This window comes from Stenotrophomonas sp. YJH_SMC_48-3 (assembly GCF_059369375.1).
This window is the reverse complement of sequence record NZ_JCAFSQ010000012.1, coordinates 69,578-88,974: the sequence shown is the minus strand read 5'-3', so window position 1 is coordinate 88,974 and position 19,397 is coordinate 69,578. Positions and strand designations below refer to the sequence as shown.

The window sequence follows — 19,397 nt, the reverse complement described above, 5'->3', positions numbered from 1 at the left end:
GCCAATGACCCCCAACCCGATCGCGCCGCTTGTCGGCATCGTCATGGGTTCCCGTTCCGACTGGGAAACCATGCAGCACGCCGCCCAGAAGCTTGAAGCCCTGGGTGTTCCGTTCGAAGTGAAGGTGGTGTCCGCGCATCGGACGCCGGATGTGTTGTTCAGTTACGCCGAGCAGGCGGGCCCGCGTGGCCTGCGGGCCATCATCGCCGGTGCAGGCGGGGCCGCGCACCTGCCGGGCATGATCGCGGCCAAGACCGCCGTGCCGGTGCTGGGTGTGCCGGTGCAGTCCAAGGCCCTCAACGGCATGGATTCGCTGCTGTCGATCGTGCAGATGCCGGCCGGTATCCCGGTCGCCACCTTTGCCATCGGCAACGCCGGCGCCTCCAACGCCGCGCTGTTCGCCGCTGCGATGCTGGCCAGCGACCAGCCGGCGATCGGCCAGGCGCTCGATGCCTTCCGTGCACGCCAGACCGAAGACGTGATGGCCCACGACGATCCGCGCCAATGAGCCTGACCGTCGGCATCCTGGGCGGCGGCCAGCTCGCCCGCATGATGGTCCTGGCCGGTGCGCCGCTGGGGCTGCGCTTCGAACTGTATGACCCGGCCGCTGATGCCTGCAGCGGCCCGCTGGCGCCGCTCACCGTGGGCGCCTTCGATGACCGCCAGGCCCTGGCGGACTTCGCTGCCAAGGTCGATGTGGTCACCTTCGATTTCGAGAATGTGCCGGCCGACAGTGCGCAGTGGCTGGCCGACCGCGTGCCGGTCTACCCGCCGCCGTCGGCGCTGGCTGTCGCACAGGACCGTCTCAGCGAGAAGACCCTGTTCCAGCAGCTGGGCATTCCGCTGCCGGCCTTCGCCGATATCCGCAGCCGCGACGAACTGGCCGCCAAGGCCGCCGAATTCGGCCTGCCGTGCATCCTCAAGACCCGTCGCCTCGGCTATGACGGCAAGGGCCAGTTCCGCCTGCGCAGCGAGGCCGACATCGATGCCGCGTGGGATGCGCTGGGTGCACAGGTCGAGCGTACCGGCCTGATCCTGGAAGGCTTCGTGGCCTTCCAGCGCGAAGTCAGCGTGGTTGCCGTGCGTGGCCGCGATGGCAGCTTCGAGGCCTGGCCGGTCACCGGCAACTGGCATGTCGACGGCGTGCTGTCGGCCAGCGTGGCCCCGGCCGTGTTGTCCGACACCGAGCAGCAGGCCGCGATCGGCTATGCCCGCCGCGTTGCCGAGCACCTGCAGTACGTCGGCGTGTTCGCGCTGGAGCTGTTCTGCCGCGATGGCGAACTGCTGGCCAACGAGATGGCGCCGCGCGTGCACAACTCCGGCCACTGGACCATCGAAGGCAGCGAAACCTCGCAGTTCGAGAATCACCTGCGCGCCGTGCTGGGCCTGCCGCTGGGCAGCACCCGCATGCTGGGTCACGCCTGCATGCTGAACTGGCTGGGCGTGATGCCCGACCCGGCACCGGTACTGGCCCAGGCCAGCGGCCACTGGCACGACTACGGGAAGGAACCGCGCGAGGGCCGCAAGGTCGGCCACGCCACGTTGCGCGACGATGATGCCGCTGCATTGGCCGATGCGCTGGATCAGGTCGGCCTGGAACTGGACCGCCAGGCCCAGGTGGCGCCGGCGGTACACGCGCTGCGCAATCGCTGAGCCCGGGCGTGCCGGCCAATGGCCGGCACAACCTTGTATGCCTGCAACGGTGTGGCGCGCCGGTGCAGGCATCGGCGCACCATTGCCGGTGGTAGCGTGGAGCTCCTTTCACAGGAGTCACGACCATGCTCGACTGGAATGCCTACCGCAAGGAACTGAAGGGCCGTATCGGCGAGATCGGCAAGCTCTCGCCGGACACGGTCAAGGGCTACGCGACCCTGGCCAATGCCGGCGCCCAGACCAACCATCTGGATGCCAAGACCCGCGAACTGATCGCGCTGGCAGTGGCGGTGACCACCCGCTGCGATGGCTGCATCACCGTACATGTGGATGCAGCGCTGAAGCATGGCGCCAGCCGCGAGGAAATTGCCGAAGCACTGGGCGTGGCGGTGTCGCTCAATGCAGGCGCCGCGCTGGTGTATTCGGCACGGGTGATGGACGCGGTGGCCGCGCACGAGAACGCGTGAAGCGTGATCTGTAGAGCCGAGCCCATGCTCGGCTGGCCGGACAGCAGCCGAGCATGGGCTCGGCTCTACAGGGGTCAGCGCAGCTGGCTTTCGGCGAATTCCCAGTTGACCAGCTGCCAGAAGGCATCCAGGTAACGTGCCCGGTCATTCTGGTACTCGGTGTAGTAGGCGTGCTCCCAGACATCGCAGCACAGCAGCGGGGTGCTCTCACCGGTCAGGGGTGTGCCGGCGTTGCGGGTGGCCTGGATGCCCAGCTGCCCGCCCGGATGCTGCACCAGCCACACCCAGCCCGAGCCGAACAGGCCCAGCGCGGTGCGGTTGAACTCCTCGCGCAGGCGCTGCGCGTCACCGAACTGGCGCTTGACCAGCTCGCCCAATCGGCCCTGCGGCTCGCCGCCGCCGCGCGGCCGCAGGCACTGCCAATAGAAGCCGTGGTTCCAGGCCTGGGCGGCCGCATCGAACAGCCTGCCCTGGGCGTGGCGGACGATCTCATCCAGCGACGCTTCCTCCCACTCGGTGCCGAGGATGCCGGCGTTGACGGCATCCACATAGGCGCGATGGTGGCGGCCGTGGTGCAGTTCCACGGTCTGTGCGGACAGGTGCGGCTGCAGGGAGCCGGGAAGGTAGGGCAGGGCAGGCAATTCAACAGGCATGGACAGGTTCGTGGCCAGAGGGGCGGCGGCAGCCGGTTCCATCCGCTTACAATGGCGGCTACCGTGGGCAGTCTAGCCGACCACCGCGGTCGGTTTGTCCGGCGAAGCAAGGAGTGTGGTTGTGGCGGTAATGCAGCAAATCCAGGCCGAGGTCGATCGTTACCCGCTCGTGCTGTTCATGAAGGGCACCCCGCAATACCCGATGTGCGGCTTCTCCAGCCGCGCGGTACAGGCGTTGATGGCGGCCGGCGCCGTCACCCTGCGCACCGTCAACGTGCTGGAAGAACCCGAGATCCGCGCCAACCTGCCGCGCTTTTCCAACCTGCCGACCTTCCCGCAGCTGTTCATCAACGGTGAGTTGATTGGTGGCTGTGACATTGTCCTGGAGTTGTTCGAAGCCGGCGAGCTCAAGCGCATCGTCGAAGAGGCGACCCAGGGATGAGTGCCTGGCCATCGACGTCACCGGCCGACGGGGCGCTCGATGGCCGCCCGTTGCAGGATCGCGTAGTGCTGGTCGCCGGTGCCGGTGGCGGATTGGGTAGTGCGGCGGCAGTGGCTGCTGCGGCCGCCGGTGCCACCGTGGTCCTGCTGGGCCGCAAGCCGCGCCGCCTGGACCGTGTCTACGCCCAGGTGCAGGCGGTCGGCCCGGAGCCGCTGCTGTATCCACTGGACCTGGAAGGCGCGGGCCCCGACGACTATGCCGAGCTGGCCCAGGCCCTGCAGCGCGAGCTGGGGCGATTGGACGGCCTGCTGGTCTGTGCCGCTCACTTCCCTGGCCTGACCCCGTTTGAACTGGCCGACCCGGCCAGTTTCGCCCGCGCGGTGCACGTCACCCTGACCGCGCCGGCCTGGCTGGCCCAGGCCTGCCTGCCGCTGCTGCGGCAGCGTGAAGATGCTGCGCTGGTGTTTGCGGTCGATGCTCCCGAACGGGTGGGGCAGGCTTACTGGGGCGGTTATGGCGTGGCCCAGCATGGCCTGCGTGGCCTGATCGCCAGCCTGCACGACGAACTCGGCCGCAGCCCGGTAAGGGTCAGTGGCCTGTACCCCGGTCCGCTGCGCACAGCCCTGCGGGCCCGGGCCTATTCCGTTGATCAGGACCCGGCCGCCCAAGGCCCGGAAGCCGCAGCGGCAGCGGCGGTGACCCTGTTGTCCGGCGCTGGCGCCGCCTGGCGGGGCAAGATTCTCGATGCCAGCGAGGCGCCCCCTGCGGAGTGAGTGCCGGGGAAAGACAGAGTGAAGAACCCGTCACGATTGCGTTGCGAACCGGTGCCGTTTGTCGCACAACCGTCACATTGATGGCGTAGCGTGTTAATCTAGTGTTAACCGTTAGGGCTGCCTTCAGCCGAGCGGTAGGGAACCCCAGATAACTCTCCGATCAGCCACCCGCAGGGCTGCTTGGATGCGCTTTTTTTCCGCCATCGCCAACTCGCATCGAGGCTACCGAAAAATGACCCACCCACTCCGGATGTCCAAGCTTACCCTTGGTCTCGTGGCTGCACTTGCTGCCGCTCCCGCCTTCGCCCAGAGCAGCACCTCCGCCGGTGTCGGCGGCCAGGTGATGTCCGCCGCAGGCCAGCCTGTTGCCGGCGCTGAAGTCACCATCACGCACACCGAGTCGGGCACTGTTTCGCGTGCCACCACCGATGCGTCGGGTCGCTACAACGCGCGCGGCCTGCGCGTGGGTGGTCCGTACACCATCACCATCACCAAGCCCGGTGAAGGCACCAAGACCGAAGAAGGTGTCTACCTGAACCTGAACCAGGTCAACACCGTCAATGCCAACCTGGGCGGTGATCTGGCTGCGACCAACCTGGACGCGGTGAACGTTGTCGCCACTGCCGGCGGCCTGGATCTGTTCAGCGCCAACAAGATGGGCACCGGCACCAACGTGACCCGCGAAACGATGGATGCATTGCCGTCGGCCAGCCGCAACATCCAGGACTACGTCCGCCTGGATCCGCGCATCTCGCAGGTCAGCAAGGCTGACGGCGCGATCTCGGCCGGTGGCCAGAACACCCGTTACAACGCCATCCGCATCGACGGCATCAGCGCCTCCGATCCGTTCGGCCTGGGCTCCAACAACCTGCCGACCGAGCGTCAGCCGGTGTCGATGGACGCCATCCAGGAAATCAACATCGACCTGGCCAACTACGACACCACCATCGCCGGTGGTACCGGTGCGGTGATCAACGCCGTGACCAAGTCGGGCACCAATGAATTCCACGGCACCGTGTACGGCTCGTACCGCGACAAGGACATGGTCCGTTCGCGCCTGGAAGGTGACAAGCAGGACTTCAACGGCTTCGAGGACGAGAAGACCTACGGCATGACCTTCGGCGGCCCGATCGTCAAGGACAAGCTGTTCTTCTTCACCAACTATGAAAAGTACGAACGCTCGGCTGCCGGCGTCGCCCTGAGCGACACGCCGATCGGCCGTGGCACCATCACCCAGCAGCAGATCACCGACGTCCAGAACTTCCTGGGCAAGCTGGGCTACGATCCGGGCAGCCTGACGGCGCCGAACAGCAAGACCGAGATCGAGGAGTATGCGGTCAAGCTGGACTGGAACATCAACGAGAACCACCGTGCGGCCCTGCGCTACAACAAGATGGAGCAGAACGTCGTTCGCTTCCCGCAGGTCAGCAGCAGCGCCATCTCGCTGAGCAACTTCTGGTACCAGCAGCCCACCGAGTACGAAACCTGGATGGGCGAACTGTTCAGTGACTGGTCCGAGAACTTCTCGACCGAGTTCAAGGTCTCGCACAAGGATTACTCGGCCAACCGCGTCCCGCTGGTCGACATGCCGCAGATCCGCATCAAGTCGGGCAACGATTCGCTGTACGTCGGTACCGAACAGAACACCCACGTCAACATCGTCGAGTCGAAGGAACTGAGCGCCTTTGGTGCCGGTACCTGGTACATCGGTGACCACACCGTCAAGTTCGGCTTCGATTACTCGAAGAATGACCTGATGAACTTCTACGGCCGCAACCTCAACGGCGTGTACGAATTCAACAGCGTCAACGATTTCCTGGCGGGCAAGGCTTCGCGCTACCAGCTGCGTGCTCCTCGCGCCGATGGCAGCCGCAGCGACATCCCGGCCGACTTCACCCTGAAGAACACCGGCGTGTTCGTGCAGGACACCTGGGCGATCAACTACAACCTGAACCTGATGTTCGGCGTGCGCATCGACATGCCTGACTTCAGCACCCAGCGCCTGTACAACCCGCGCATCGAGCAGCTGTACGGCTTCAACAACACCAAGCTGGTCGACAAGAACCTGGTGCAGCCGCGCGTCGGCTTCAACTACACCTTCGACAGCGATCGCCCGACCCAGCTGCGCGGTGGCGTGGGCCTGTTCGGCGGCGCCGCCCCGAACGTGTGGCTGGCAGGTGCCTACCAGAACACCGGCCTGAACTACATCGAGTACGACGAGCGCAGCATCCCGGCCGGTGCCTTCACTCCGGACGGCAACAACCCGTACATCCCGGCCGGTGGCCCGGCTTCGGCCCGTCAGAACGTCGACATCATCGCGCCGGGCACCCGCCTGCCGTCGGTGTGGAAGGCCAACCTGGCGTTCGACCATGAGCTGCCGTGGTACGGCATCGTCGCGTCGGCCGAAGTGCTGTTCACCAAGGTCAAGGACGGCATCTACTTCGACCGTCTGGACGTGTCGGCGCCGACCGCCTTCGGTCAGGATGGCCGTGCGATCTACTGGAACGATGCTGGACGCAACTCGGCGAACACTCGCATCGATAAGGGTGTCGACTACGGCATCTCCACCGGTACCAAAAATGCAGTTGATCGTTTCAACCGTCCGAAGGACATCGGCGACGTTCTGGTCCTGCGCAATACCGACAAGGGTCGCGGCACCCAGGCCACCTTCTCGCTGGCCAAGCCGCTGACCGAGAACTGGGGCTGGTCGCTGGGTTACACCTACACCAAGTCGACCGAGGTCAGCCCGCTGTCCAGCTCGCAGAACACCTCGAACTGGAACAACACGCTCATCTTCAACGCCAATGAGAACGTGGCCTACAATTCGCGTTACGCGATGAAGGACCGCGTCACCGGCACCCTGGAGTGGAAGCACAACTTCTTCGGTGACAACGCCACCCGCGTGGGCCTGTTCTACGAAGGTCGCTCGGGCCGTCCGTACAGCTACATCTTCTACAACGATGCCAACGGCGACGGTGCCACCACCAACGACCTGTTCTACGTGCCGAAGGGTCCGGGCGACGTGCTGTTCACCGGTGGTGCCGCGATGGAGAAGCAGTTCTTCGATTGGCTGGCGCAGAATCCGGAACTCGATGCCTACCGCGGCAGCGTGGTCCCGGCCAACCGCCACCGCGCCTCGTGGGTCAACAGCTTCGATGTCCGCGTCAGCCAGGAATTCCCGGGCTTCATGAAGGGGCACAAGGGTGAAGTCGCCCTGGACATCATGAATGTCGGCAACCTGCTGAACAAGAAGTGGGGCCTGATCGACGACTACGGCTTCTACTCGACCCGTCGCGTTGCCAACTACGCAGGTATCGATCCGGCCACCGGCAAGTACGTGTACTCCTTCACCGGTTCGACCGACAACCCGTCGGTGCAGGAAAACAACAACGACAAGGGCAACACCGCCGTGTCGCGTTGGTCGATGCAGCTGACCCTGAAGTACAAGTTCTGATCCATCAGCGCTTGAAGTGGTAAGTGGAAACGGCTGGGGAAACCCGGCCGTTTTCCGTTCAGGCGAAAGTCCTTGCAGGGCGTGGGGCAACGGCGTAGCATCCAGAAATGTGCGCGGTGCCAACGCCGCCGATGCGGTCCCGGAATGGCGGACGCGGGCGGCACACATCCAACGGTCGGGCTTCCCGGCCGTTTTGCTTTTTAAGGGGGCGGCAGTACAGTCGGAAACCTTGAAGGAAGCGAAAAATTGGATATGACCACGAACGAAAAATCGGCCCGTGCACTGCCGGTGCAGGATGCCCGGATCTACCCGCGCGGTGGGCTGGATGTGCTGTCGCGGGCCGAGGTGGCCCGCCTGCGCGATGCCTCCGCCGGCGGCATGCATGAGCTGCTGCGCCGCTGCGCGCTGGCCGTGCTGACCAGCGGCAGCGCCTCCGACGATCCGCGCGCTGCGCGCGATCTCTACCCTGATTTCGACATCCAAGTAGCGCAGCAGGATCGCGGCGTGCGCATCGATCTGGTCAACGCACCGGCGATGGCCTTCGTCGACGGCGAGATCATCCGCGGTGTCGCCGAACTGCTGTTCGCCGTCGTGCGCGACCTGGCCTACATGGCCATCGAAATGGGCCCGGCCTACGCGGCCGAGCTGGAGTCATCCGAGGGCATCACCAACGCGGTGTTCGGCCTGCTGCGCAACGCGCGCATCCTCAATCCGGGTGATCCGAACCTGGTGGTGTGCTGGGGCGGACACTCGATCTCGCGCGACGAATACCTGTACACCAAGCAGGTGGGCTATGAACTGGGCCTGCGCGGCCTGGACATCTGCACCGGCTGTGGCCCGGGTGCGATGAAGGGCCCGATGAAGGGTGCCACCATCGCCCACGCCAAGCAGCGCCGTACCGTGACGCGTTACATCGGCCTGACCGAGCCGGGCATCATCGCCGCCGAGTCGCCGAACCCGATCGTCAACCACCTGGTGATCATGCCGGACATCGAGAAGCGCCTTGAGGCCTTCGTCCGCATCGGCCACGGCATCATCGTGTTCGCCGGTGGCGTCGGTACCGCCGAAGAGATCCTGTACCTGCTCGGCATCCTGCTGCGCGAGGAGAACAAGGACCTGCCGTTCCCGCTGATCCTGACCGGCCCGACGGTAGCGGCACCGTACTTCGAGCAGATTGATCGCTTCATCCGCCTGACCCTGGGCGATGCGGCTGCCGAGCGCTACGAGATCATCATCGGCGACCCGGTGGCGGTTGCGAAGAAGATGGCCACCGGCATCAAGCGCGTGCGCGAGCACCGCCTGGCGCAGAAAGACTCGTTCTTCTTCAACTGGTCGATCGAGATTCCGTGGGAGTACCAGCAGCCGTTCGTACCCACCCACGAAGCGATGGCGGCGCTGGACCTGCACCACGGGCGTGCCCCGCACGCGCTGGCGGCCGACCTGCGCCGCGCGTTCTCGGGCATCGTCGCCGGCAACGTGAAGGAAGACGGCATGCGCCGCATCGAGCAGTTCGGGCCGTTCCAGATCCACGGTGACCCGGACATGATGCAGGCGCTGGATGCGCTGCTGCGCGCTTTCGTCGAACAGCGCCGGATGAAGATCTCCGGCGAGTACCAGCCCTGCTACCAGGTGCTGGCCTGAACCCGCGCCGGCGCGATGGGGATCGCGCCGGCACTGGCAGGGGAGGACGGGTCGTCAAGGCTTTGACGCCCGTCGCCCCGGATTGACCGTTCATCCTGCCGCCGCTTGCCGGTGGCGGGGCGATGGCCCATCGTGGCCACCAACACGCTGGGGAGCGTCCAATGTCTTTGCGCCGGCAAAACGGCTTCACGCTGGTTGAGTTGATGGTCACGGTTGCCGTGCTGGCGATCGTGGCCGCGATCGCCTTTCCGAGCTTCCAGGGCACTCTCCGCTCCAATCGGGTTGCGTCGGCAAACAATGAAGTCCTGGGCCTGCTCAGCCTGGCGCGGAGCGAGGCAATTCGCAGCAACCGCGGCGGTGGCGTGTGTGGCAGCAGCGACGGCGCGAGCTGTGACGGTAACTGGTCTGCCGGCATGCTGGCCTTCACTGACACCGATGGTGATGGCACGATGTCCTCCGAGGAAACCGTACTGCGGTTCGTCAGCGGCAGCCCCAAGCTGCAGCTGAGTGGGCCGTCGGAAGAGATCGCCTTCGATGGGCGGGGGCGCCGCAGGGCCGCCAGCGATCAGTCGATCCAGCTGGAGCCGGATGTGTGCAGCAAGGGCGCACTGGACAAACGCACTCTTACGGTAAATGCCTCTGGGCAGATCCGCAGCAGCAAGGAAACCTGCTCATGAACCCGCGTTCCATCCGCGCACGCCAAGCGGGCGGCTTCACTCTGCTGGAAGTGCTGGTTGCAATTATCGTTCTGGCATTCGGCCTGCTGGGATTCGCCCTGCTGCAGACCATGAACGTCCGCTTCGTACAGAGCGCCAACTATCGTACCCAGGCAACCAATCTCGCCTACGACCTGACCGAGCAGATGCGCAGCAACCGCTATCAAGCGGCGTGGTACACCGCCGCGTCGTTTGAGGCAGGCAGCAAAACCGCAGAGAAGGCGTGCACGGCCGACACCGGCGACGTCGCTATTGCTGCAAAAATTGAACGTTGGCAATGCCAGGTTGTGAAGGCGCTGGGTGACGATGCCGGTGCCGAGGTGACCTACAAGGGGGGCGTGGTGAATGTCGCGATCACCTGGGGCGACCAGCGCTGGGATCCGGATGATCCGGACAAGGCCACTACCTTCGCGCTGGCGACGGAACTGTGAGCATGACCATGAAACATCGTACCTCCATGGCTGGTCTATCGCTGGTCGAACTGATGGTTGCGCTGGTGATCAGCTTGGTGTTGATGCTGGGCGTGGTCCAGGTGTTCATTGCCTCACAGACGGCTTCGCGCCTGTCTGAGGGGGCCTCCCGCGTCCAGGAAAATGCACGATTCGCGTTGGACTTCCTGGAGCGGGACATCCGGATGGCCGGGCACATGGGCTGCGTCAACGACCAGGCCCATGTAGTGAAGAATCAGGGAGACCCGGTATCGCATCTCGGTGCGACCTCCGGTGATGGCAGTCCGTTGGATTTCAGTGTTTCCATCCAGGGCTTCGACGCTCCCGACACGGCTCCCGGTGGCAGTCTGGCGCTGGGCGCGGACTGGTCGGCGCCCCAGGGCCTGCCGGCCGCGATCGCCGGATTGAGCCCGGCACCGGCCGGCGGCAGCGATGTGCTGCTGCTCCGGTTCTTCGCCCCGATGGGGGCGCCGGTCACGGCGATCTCTTCCAATGGCGGCGATGCACTCCTGGACGTGGATAGTGACCACGTCGCACGCCTGACCAGCGATGGCATCAGCACGCCCACTCTGTTCGGCATCGCTGACTGTGGGCATGCCGATGTGTTCGCAGGCACGTTGAGCGCTGCGCGGGTGACTGCGACCTCTCTGGACCTGTCGCGCTACGTGGCCCAGCCAACCGGGCAGACGATGCTCTATCGCGCCGAGTCGATGGTCTATTACGTGGGTATCAATCCGGAGACGAAACAGCCTGGCCTGCGGCGAGCGCGCGCCGACAGCGATGGGGAATACACGATCAATGAAGAGTTGGTGGAAGGCATCGAAAGCCTGCAGCTGATGTACGGCCTGGACAACACTGCCAACATCAGTATCAGCACTCCGCCGGCCGGCAACATCACCCAGCTCGACGCAGCCGGCGGGGTCAGCACGGATGCCAATGCCGAGGGTGCTGCACAGTGGTTGCGCGTGGGGCAGGTGCAGGTCGGATTGCTGGCGCGCAGCCCATCGCCGTCGTCCTCGGCCCAATCGGCCAATGCGCTATCGGTGCTCGGCGTTGAGTTCACCAACAGTGACAAGCCCGACGGTCGCTACCGGTCCAGTTATGAAGTGTCGATTGCCCTGCGAAATCGCTTGTTCGGAAACTGATCATGCCCCATTTCCAGCGTTCATTCAGACCCGTCACCGCCCCCCGCCAGCAACGCGGTGCGGTGTTGTATGTCGCGTTGATCATGCTCATCCTGCTGGCATTGCTGGGTATCGCTGGCATGCAGGTGGCGGGCATGCAGGAGAAGATGGCAGCCAACTACCGAGCCGCCAACCGGGCGTTCCAGAATTCAGAAGGTGTGGTGCGTGCAGCCGAGCGCACGGTGGAACAGATCGCCAATCGCCAGGATGTCGGCGACGAGAGCCTGGTACAGGCCAGCGATGTGTCGCGGGTCTGCGATGACGGATTTGACCCGGCCGATTGGGCCGTGGAGCGCCGCGACGATACTCGCCCTGCCGTCAACGTAAGGCAGATCGACAGTTGCGTCATTGGTGAATCGGCACTTGAGATGGGGCGGCCACTGGAAGACATCACACCGATCTACCAGATCACCGGATTTGCCACTGACGATGCGGATGCCAGCTCGTCCGCAGTGGTCATCGATACCGTATTCAAACTCTGAGGACGCAGGCCATGGCTTCGCGCAAATTCCGCTTCATGGCCGCAGGTGGCGCCGCACTGGCGCTGGGTGGGGGCTACTTCATCTATACCCTGATGGCGGCCCAGGGCCATGGCACGCTTGCACAGGCGCCGCTGAACATCCAGGTTCAGACGCCACCGGCATTCCTGATGGCGCTGGATGATTCCGGTTCGATGCTGTGGGAAACGCTGAACAATACTCGTGATGGTGTCTATCGCTGGGATGGCAGCAGCTTCTACAACCAGGGCGTTGCCAACGGCTACGGTGATTCCGTGCAGCGCTATCTGTATGTATTTCCGAGTTATGGGCGTGATAGCCAGGTGGCCATACCACCGCTGGACAATTTTGGATTCGCACGTTCCCCGGACGTCAACCCGTCGTATTACGATCCCCGCGAAACCTACCCCGGTTGGAAGACGGGCCTGTCGGGCGAGGCTGCCTCCAATTACATGGAGATCAAGCCGGCCAATGCGCCTCTTGATCCCCGACCAGCTGGTGCACCTGCCAAAATCGGCGGTTCACTGAATCTGACTGCGGATTCCTTGTTGACCAGCATGGCTACGGGGGCGAAGGATCCGGCGAACTGGCGCTTCCGCTTTCGTTCCGGCATGAAGCTGCCGGTAGGCGCCCGTATCGAGATCAATCGGTGCAGCTTGAGCGGTGGAGTTACCCAGAAGGAAGACAAATTCCTCAGGGTCACCCGTGAGGCCACCATCAGCAGCTCATTCTGCGATGCTGCTGTGGCCTTCTATCCGGCCACGTTCTTCCTGGCGGATCCTGCCACGTTGCCTGCGGAGTATGGTTACACCGCCGCTCCGGTGGCGATAACCAATCCGGCTGGTGGGCGGCCAGGCACCCTCTACAAGTATGAAATCAAGCTTGAGAATTTCAACAAGGACGAGGGCAAGTACAACGCTGCCATGCAGAGCTTTGCAAACTGGTTCAGCCTGTACCGGACGCGTCGTGAGGCGTTGATCGGTGCCGCTACCAATGCACTGTACGACACCACCAATCTCCGCGTGGGCTGGTTCCGTATCAATGGCCAACGTCCGGTGACCATGTTCAACATGACCACCGAATCGGAAAGAGCGCGGCTGCTGGGGGAGATCATCGGTGAGATGCGCGCCAGTAGCAGCACGCCGAACCGTTCGGCTGCGGACTACCTCGGTAAGCAGTTCCAGCGCACGGATGAAGGGGCGCCTGTGCTGCTGGCTTGTCAGAAGAATGCGGGCATGCTGTTCACTGACGGCTATATCAATGAAAGCGAAAACAAGACTCTGATGAAGGACCTGGTGGCGCCCTACTACAAGGGCCCGCTGGTCGAGGACCTTGATAACAGCTCTGTGCCGGTTCCTGCAGAGTGCAGCAGTTCGAGTCCGGACCCGTCATTGGACTGCAACAAGAAGCTGCACATGAATTTCTACGGCGTGACGCTGGGGACGCTGGGCAAGGAGTTCGGCGTCAAGTACCTTCCGGATCCCAAGCGCCCCTGGGTGCTCAGCCCAGATCCGTATGTTGTCAAGCCCAATTTCCCGACCACGACGCAGGATCTCAAGCCGGAAGCGGTCGACGAGCTGTGGAACGCGGTGTATGACACCCGCGGCGAGATGGTCAACGCCACGCGCCCGGGCGAAATCACCGCTGCCATGCGCCGGATCATCAGCAATGTTGCCCAGGGGGCCACGCCGTCCGGCTCGCGTTCGTTGACGGGGGCTCGTATCGGCGTGGGCTCGCTGTCGGTGGAGCCGTTCTACGAGGCGACCAACAACGGCACCGACTGGTACGGCAGGCTGCATGCCTACTCGCTGAAAGTGGACGAATCTACGCGCGGGATTGTCTCGGAGGAGGCATGGGAAGCGTCGGCGAAGATGCCAGCGGCCGCATCGCGCCGCATCCGCTTCTGGCGCAACGGTGAACTGGTTGATTTCACCGGCAGTAATGTCAGCCTGGCCAACCTGTGCGACAAGTCCAGTGTGATGTATCCGGGCATGCTGATCTGCAGTGCCTCGGAACTCGAAGGGCTCGCCACGAATTCGGCTACCGCCGTTGCGTACCTGCGTGGAGACACAACCAACGAAAAGCGCAGCGGCGGCAAGCTGCGCGACCGTACCACAGTGCTTGGGGACATCATCACCTCTACGCCGGCCCTGAGTTCGCCGCTCGATGACTACGGTTTCCGTCGCCTGCCAGGCGCGATGGGCACCAGTTATGCCGACTATATGGTCACCAAGCGCAATGACCGACGCTACATGGTCTACGCGGCTGCCAACGACGGGATGCTGCACGCCTTTGATGGCGGCATGGGCGCGGATGGCGAGATGGACAGCGATGGTGGCAAGGAGCTGTTTGCCTATATCCCATCCACGTCGTTGGGTCATATGGGCAATCTGTTGCTGCCCAACGATCCCACCAACCAGAACGTCCAGCGCTTCCAGCATCGCTACTATGTCGATGGCCCGGTGACGATCAGTGATACCTACAGCGGCGGAAGCTGGACGACCTCGCTGGTCGGCACGGCGGGTGCCGGTGGGCGCAGCGTGTTCGCGCTGGATGTGTCTGATCCGGCCAGCTTCGGCGGCACCGGTTCGCTGCTGTGGGAGATCAGTGATCTCAACGCCTCGCTGGATGAGGACGTAAGGAGCAATATCGGCTACGTGCTGGGCAAGCCGGTGATCGTGCCGATGAAGAACTCTGACGGCGCGGTGGGCTTCCGGGCGATCTTTGGCAATGGCTATGAAAGCAAGAGCGGAAAAGCCGTGTTGTTCGTGGTCGACATGGCGGCTGGCAATACGCCGACGATTCGCATGATCGAGGCGGTCGAGTCGGGTACGGATCTGCCTGCCGGCAGCAATGGGCTGGGCAACATTGTGGTGGTGGATCGTTGGGGTGGGGCTGGACAGAACGAACGGGTCCGCGATGGTCTTGCTGATACCGTCTATGGTGCTGACAAGCGCGGAGCGGTCTGGAAGTTCGACCTGCGTGCCGACGCGGCACCGACGGTTCCGCTGTTCACCACCGATACCCATGTCGATCGCAGTGACAAGCGAACCTATCGCCAACCCATCACCGGCGGCTTGACGGTAACCACAGGCCCATCCGGTGGCGTGATGCTGATCTTCGGCACCGGCAGCTTCTCGTACTACGGCGATGAGAACGACGCTGCGGTGCAGGCGCTGTATGGCATCAATGACGTTGAAACCGGGCAGCCCAGTGCTACGCTGACGTCGGCCAATCTGCGCCCGTTCGCGGCGCAATTTGAGAATGGCGTTCGCACCCTGCTTCCGGGCACTGTTCCGGCGCTGAGCCGCGGCTGGACCGTAACGCTGTCCAACAAGGAGCGTGCGGTCGGCAATCCGCGCATCGTTTCCGGAGTGGTGTTCATGCCCACCTATATCCCGTCCGAGGCCAAGGGCTGCTCGGTGGATGGCGCGAACTGGGTGTTTGGCCTGCAGGCCGGCAGTGGCGAAGCGGCAATGTCGCAGGTGCGCTTCGGTGCACCGGACGGCACGTCGCCGGGGGCAGGTACGGCCGGTGTACCCCTGGAAACGGGCGGCAACGCACCGGTCAGGGATGTCACGACCTCTGTTGTCCCTCGCCTTGCGCCGCCGGATCCGGGTGAACCAGGGACTCCTCCACCGACGCCGCCGGGCGAGGCCTGCCTGATGCAGATTTCGGTGGCAGGTGCAAAACCGATGTACTTGCCTTACCCGTGTGGTCGCCAGTCGTGGAGGCAGATCCAGTGAGTAGTGTCCGTGCTTCGTCGATCAATGGAGTTGCTGCAATGCACACGACGTTCGCCCCTGGCCGCCTGGCCCGCGGATTCACTCTCATTGAACTGATGATCGTGGTGGCAGTCGTGGCGATCCTCGCTGCGATCGCGTACCCGAACTACAGTGAGCATGTGCGAAAGTCGCGGCGTGCGCAGGCCAAGGCCGATCTGGTGGAGTATGCGCAGCTGGCCGAGCGCTACCACACCATCAACAACACCTATGTGGGCTTCACCTTCCCGGGCGGAGCTGATTCCATCAACTCGCCACGCGAGGGCGGTACTGCGGCCTACACCTTGTCCATGGAAACCGCGCAATCGACGTTTACGTTTACGGCGACGGCTGCCAATGCTCAGGCCGAAGACAAGTGTGGTGACCTGTCCCTCAACCAGGCCAATGTGAAGACATCCAAGGGCACGCTGTCCGAATGCTGGTGATGTGGAAAAGCACGCCGGCGGGCGTCGTGGGCAGGAGTGTTGCACTCTCTGATCGAGGTGATTACAATGCGCCTCCCCGCCCGAATAGCTCAGCCGGTTAGAGCACTTGACTGTTAATCAGGGGGTCGTTGGTTCGAGTCCAACTTCGGGCGCCAGGTTATACGCATCAAAGGCTTGCGGTCATCCGCAGGCCTTTTTTGTTATCAGCAGGGTCGATCGGTCCTGGTCCGTGTTGATCGGACGCGCCCGCTGTTGCTGACGATTATCCGGGAGTGCTCACGGCCGTCCGCGCAGATGCGCAGCGTCAGATTGGCTCCAGGGCTGCGGCCATCCGGTTGGAAGTAAAGCTGCGGCCGGCCACTGCTGGTGGTTCCCCGGATCCTGATGTTCGGAAAGCCTGCCTGGTGCATCAGAATAGCGTCGGCAGAAGAGGGTGGTTCGCGCCGGCCGCTTGTCCTGTAGATGACCCACCCCTGGCTCCAGTCGTCGCCGCAGTGGTGGCCATCGGTACTTGCGCAGATGCCGATCAAGTTTCGTCGCATGATCGCCTGGTAGCGCGCAGCAGCGAGTCCGGACTGCAGGTTGATACGGGTGGCGTCCGCACGCTGCCGCAACAGCATCGAATGCAGGGTGGGCCATCCGGCGGCCAGCAGCACGGCCAACACGGCCACCACCGCCATCAGTTCGACCAGGTGCATGCCTCGCGGCGCCGTAGGGCTGGGGATTGGGCAGTGGCGCATGAGTCCAGCCTCCCTCGTCCAGCGTCGCCGGCGCCATCAGGCACTGCCGCGCCCGCCTGCCCGGAAACCCCTCAGCTGGCCGTCACCGCTTGCCCCGTATACTCACTCTTCCCGGGAACTGGCAACACCATGAGCGACCGTTTTGAACTCGTCTCGCCGTATTCGCCGGCGGGCGACCAGCCTGATGCCATCGCAAAGCTGACCAGCAACTTCGAAGCGGGCATCGCCAAGCAGACCCTGCTGGGCGTCACCGGTTCGGGCAAGACCTACACCATCGCCAACGTCATCCAGAACGTGCAGAAGCCGACGCTGATCATGGCGCCGAACAAGACGCTGGCGGCGCAGCTGTACGGTGAGTTCAAGGCATTCTTCCCGCACAACGCGGTGGAGTACTTCGTCAGCTACTACGATTACTACCAGCCGGAAGCCTACGTGCCGTCGTCGGACACCTTCATCGAAAAGGACAGTTCGATCAACGAGCACATCGAGCAGATGCGGCTGGCGGCGACCAAGACCCTGCTGTCGCGCCCGGATGCGATCGTGGTGGCCACGGTGTCGGCGATCTATGGCCTGGGTGCACCCGAGGACTATCTGTCGCTGCGCCTGATCCTGTCCAAGGGCGAGCGCATCGACCAGCGCGACCTGATCAATCACCTCACCCAGCTGCAGTACACGCGCAACGAGTACGAGCTGCAGCGCGGTACGTTCCGCGTGCGTGGCGAAGTGATCGACGTGTTCCCGGCCGAGTCGGACAGCGAGGCGCTGCGCCTGGAACTTTTCGATGGCGAGGTCGAGAAGATCACCCTGTTCGACCCGCTGACCGGCGAGACGCTGCGCAACATGCAGCGTTTCACTGTTTATCCGAAGACACACTACGCGACCACGCGCGAGCGCGTGCTGGCAGCGATCGAGACGATCAAGGTGGAGCTGAAGGAGCGGCTGGAGCAGCTGTACGCGCAGAACAAGCTGGTGGAGGCGCAGCGCCTGGCCCAGCGCACCCAGTTTGACCTGGAAATGATGGCCGAGGTTGGCTACTGCAACGGCATCGAGAACTACTCCCGGCATCTGACCGGCAAGAATGCCGGCGAGCCGCCACCGACCCTGTTCGATTACCTGCCGCCGGATGCACTGCTGGTGATCGACGAATCGCACGTGACCATTCCGCAGATCGGCGCCATGTTCAAGGGCGACCGCTCGCGCAAGGAGACCCTGGTCGAATTCGGTTTCCGCCTGCCGTCGGCGCTGGACAACCGCCCGCTGCGCTTCGAGGAGTGGGAGGAGCGCTGCCCGCGCAGCATCTACGTGTCGGCCACGCCCGGGCCCTATGAACTGCGTGAAGCCGGTGACGAGATCACCGAACTGGTGGTGCGCCCGACCGGCCTGATCGACCCGGTGGTGGAGATCCGCCCGGTCGGTACCCAGGTCGACGACCTGATGAGCGAGGCCAACGCGCGCATCAAGGCGGGCGACCGCGTGCTGGTCACCACGCTGACCAAGCGCATGGCCGAGAATCTCACGGAATACCTCACCGAACATGGTATCCGCGTGCGCTACCTGCACTCGGACGTGGACACGGTCGAGCGCGTGGAGATCATCCGCGACCTGCGGCTGGGCAAGTTCGACGTGCTGGTCGGCATCAACCTGCTGCGCGAAGGCTTGGACATGCCCGAGGTATCGCTGGTGGCGATCCTTGATGCCGACAAGGAGGGCTTCCTGCGTTCCACCGGTTCGCTGATCCAGACCATCGGCCGTGCCGCGCGCAACGTGCGTGGCAAGGCGATCCTGTATGCGGACAAGATCACCCGTTCGATGCAGGCCGCGATCGATGAGACCGACCGCCGTCGTGCCAAACAGGTCGAGTACAACGAGGAACATGGCATCGTGCCGCGCTCGGTGGCGCGCCCGATCGTCGACGTGCTGGAAGGCGCGCGTTCGGATGCGGCAGAGAAGGAAGCGAAGAAGGGCAAGGGCAAGGGCAGGCCTGGCGTGGCCGAGGACGGGGGCGACTATCGCTCGCTCAGCCCGGCCCAGCTGGCGTCCCGTCTCAAGGCGCTGGAACAGCAGATGTACCAGCATGCGAAGGACCTCGAATTCGAGGACGCGGCCCGCGTGCGCGACCAGATCAGGCAGCTGAAGGAGGCGAGTCTGGGCTGAACGCGGCAGTGCAGCATCTTCTTCACGAAAGTATTGCACTTCGCGGCGGGCATACGTAATATACGCGGCCTGCACCGACGCAATCGCGAACGTTCAGAAGCAAAAACGGGCGGTTAGCTCAGCGGTAGAGCACTACCTTGACATGGTAGGGGTCACAGGTTCGAACCCTGTACCGCCCACCACGAAGTCCTCGGAAGAGGGCTGTCGTGAAATGCAAAGCCCGGCCTTGGCGCCGGGTTTTTACGTAGCAAGGCCAGCTTTCGGGCGGCAAGAACAAGATGGGCGGTTAGCTCAGCGGTAGAGCACTACCTTGACATGGTAGGGGTCACAGGTTCGAACCCTGTACCGCCCACCACCTGGCTCCCGG

Annotated in this window: 16 protein-coding genes and 3 tRNA genes; 17 read left to right on the top strand and 2 right to left on the bottom strand. The window is 63.8% G+C overall.

Annotation, left to right across the window (positions count from 1 at the left end; all coding sequences use genetic code 11):
• The first annotated feature begins 4 nt into the window (after window positions 1-4).
• From purE to AC5P65_RS17740, 3 genes are all read left to right on the top strand, one after another.
• Entirely contained in the window at window positions 5-508 is a 504-nt protein-coding gene (purE, locus tag AC5P65_RS17750; RefSeq protein WP_005412808.1) for a 5-(carboxyamino)imidazole ribonucleotide mutase, read from the top strand.
• Complete coding sequence (locus AC5P65_RS17745) at window positions 505-1,653, top strand: 5-(carboxyamino)imidazole ribonucleotide synthase (protein WP_021203581.1); 1,149 nt, start codon at window positions 505-507, stop codon at window positions 1,651-1,653. The genes purE and AC5P65_RS17745 overlap by 4 nt, the downstream gene beginning before the upstream one ends.
• A gap of 125 nt (window positions 1,654-1,778) precedes the next feature.
• A complete protein-coding gene (locus tag AC5P65_RS17740; RefSeq protein WP_019659022.1) occupies window positions 1,779-2,120 on the top strand; it encodes a carboxymuconolactone decarboxylase family protein in 342 nt (113 codons plus the stop codon).
• Window positions 2,121-2,194: 74 nt separating this feature from the next.
• Here the strand turns inward: AC5P65_RS17740 and AC5P65_RS17735 are convergent, their stop codons facing one another.
• On the bottom strand, window positions 2,195-2,773 hold the full coding sequence (locus AC5P65_RS17735) for a superoxide dismutase (RefSeq protein WP_058979595.1): 579 nt from the start codon (window positions 2,771-2,773) through the stop codon (window positions 2,195-2,197).
• 121 nt (window positions 2,774-2,894) lie between these two features.
• On the opposite strand from AC5P65_RS17735, the gene grxD reads away from it, so the two are divergent.
• The 11 genes from grxD to AC5P65_RS17680 all read left to right on the top strand — a co-directional run bounded on the left by grxD (window position 2,895) and on the right by AC5P65_RS17680 (window position 16,291).
• The gene (gene grxD / locus AC5P65_RS17730; protein ID WP_005408852.1) at window positions 2,895-3,215 is read left to right on the top strand and encodes a Grx4 family monothiol glutaredoxin; all 321 of its coding nucleotides are present in this window, start codon (window positions 2,895-2,897) and stop codon (window positions 3,213-3,215) included.
• A complete protein-coding gene (locus AC5P65_RS17725; protein WP_111097902.1) occupies window positions 3,212-3,988 on the top strand; it encodes an SDR family NAD(P)-dependent oxidoreductase in 777 nt (258 codons plus the stop codon). Before grxD ends, AC5P65_RS17725 begins: the two co-directional genes overlap by 4 nt.
• Window positions 3,989-4,220: 232 nt before the next feature.
• Window positions 4,221-7,442 (top strand): TonB-dependent receptor, encoded by a 3,222-nt coding sequence (locus tag AC5P65_RS17720; RefSeq protein WP_021203584.1) that lies wholly within the window; start codon window positions 4,221-4,223, stop codon window positions 7,440-7,442.
• 252 nt (window positions 7,443-7,694) lie between these two features.
• Window positions 7,695-9,083, top strand: coding sequence for a nucleotide 5'-monophosphate nucleosidase PpnN (gene ppnN / locus AC5P65_RS17715; protein ID WP_019659018.1), 1,389 nt, complete (start codon window positions 7,695-7,697; stop codon window positions 9,081-9,083).
• 161 nt (window positions 9,084-9,244) lie between these two features.
• Window positions 9,245-9,760, top strand: coding sequence for a GspH/FimT family pseudopilin (locus AC5P65_RS17710; protein ID WP_021203585.1), 516 nt, complete (start codon window positions 9,245-9,247; stop codon window positions 9,758-9,760).
• Window positions 9,757-10,230: a type IV pilus modification protein PilV gene (pilV, locus tag AC5P65_RS17705; RefSeq protein ID WP_021203586.1), complete on the top strand. Its 474-nt coding sequence runs from the start codon at window positions 9,757-9,759 to the stop codon at window positions 10,228-10,230. Before AC5P65_RS17710 ends, pilV begins: the two co-directional genes overlap by 4 nt.
• 2 nt (window positions 10,231-10,232) lie before the next feature.
• The gene (locus tag AC5P65_RS17700; RefSeq protein WP_233653026.1) at window positions 10,233-11,393 is read left to right on the top strand and encodes a PilW family protein; all 1,161 of its coding nucleotides are present in this window, start codon (window positions 10,233-10,235) and stop codon (window positions 11,391-11,393) included.
• A 2-nt stretch (window positions 11,394-11,395) separates the two neighbouring features.
• Window positions 11,396-11,914: a PilX N-terminal domain-containing pilus assembly protein gene (locus AC5P65_RS17695; RefSeq protein WP_021203588.1), complete on the top strand. Its 519-nt coding sequence runs from the start codon at window positions 11,396-11,398 to the stop codon at window positions 11,912-11,914.
• An 11-nt stretch (window positions 11,915-11,925) separates the two neighbouring features.
• Window positions 11,926-15,675 carry a pilus assembly protein gene (locus tag AC5P65_RS17690; protein WP_495215780.1) on the top strand — a complete coding sequence of 1,250 codons (3,750 nt, stop codon included), beginning with the start codon at window positions 11,926-11,928 and terminating at the stop codon, window positions 15,673-15,675.
• Between the two features lie 38 nt (window positions 15,676-15,713).
• Window positions 15,714-16,136: a type IV pilin protein gene (locus AC5P65_RS17685; RefSeq protein WP_019659012.1), complete on the top strand. Its 423-nt coding sequence runs from the start codon at window positions 15,714-15,716 to the stop codon at window positions 16,134-16,136.
• Window positions 16,137-16,214: 78 nt separating this feature from the next.
• Window positions 16,215-16,291, top strand: a tRNA-Asn gene (locus tag AC5P65_RS17680).
• 48 nt (window positions 16,292-16,339) lie between these two features.
• On the opposite strand, the gene AC5P65_RS17675 is transcribed toward AC5P65_RS17680, so the two are convergent.
• A complete protein-coding gene (locus tag AC5P65_RS17675) occupies window positions 16,340-16,876 on the bottom strand; it encodes a GspH/FimT family protein (RefSeq protein ID WP_111097906.1) in 537 nt (178 codons plus the stop codon).
• Window positions 16,877-17,005: 129 nt separating this feature from the next.
• Between AC5P65_RS17675 and uvrB the strand changes: the two genes are divergently transcribed.
• The 3 genes from uvrB to AC5P65_RS17660 all read left to right on the top strand — a co-directional run bounded on the left by uvrB (window position 17,006) and on the right by AC5P65_RS17660 (window position 19,385).
• The gene (gene uvrB / locus AC5P65_RS17670) at window positions 17,006-19,030 is read left to right on the top strand and encodes an excinuclease ABC subunit UvrB (RefSeq protein ID WP_021203591.1); all 2,025 of its coding nucleotides are present in this window, start codon (window positions 17,006-17,008) and stop codon (window positions 19,028-19,030) included.
• A gap of 107 nt (window positions 19,031-19,137) precedes the next feature.
• Window positions 19,138-19,212, top strand: a tRNA-Val gene (locus tag AC5P65_RS17665).
• Between the two features lie 98 nt (window positions 19,213-19,310).
• Window positions 19,311-19,385 (top strand) — tRNA-Val (locus AC5P65_RS17660).
• The last annotated feature ends 12 nt before the right edge of the window (window positions 19,386-19,397 follow it).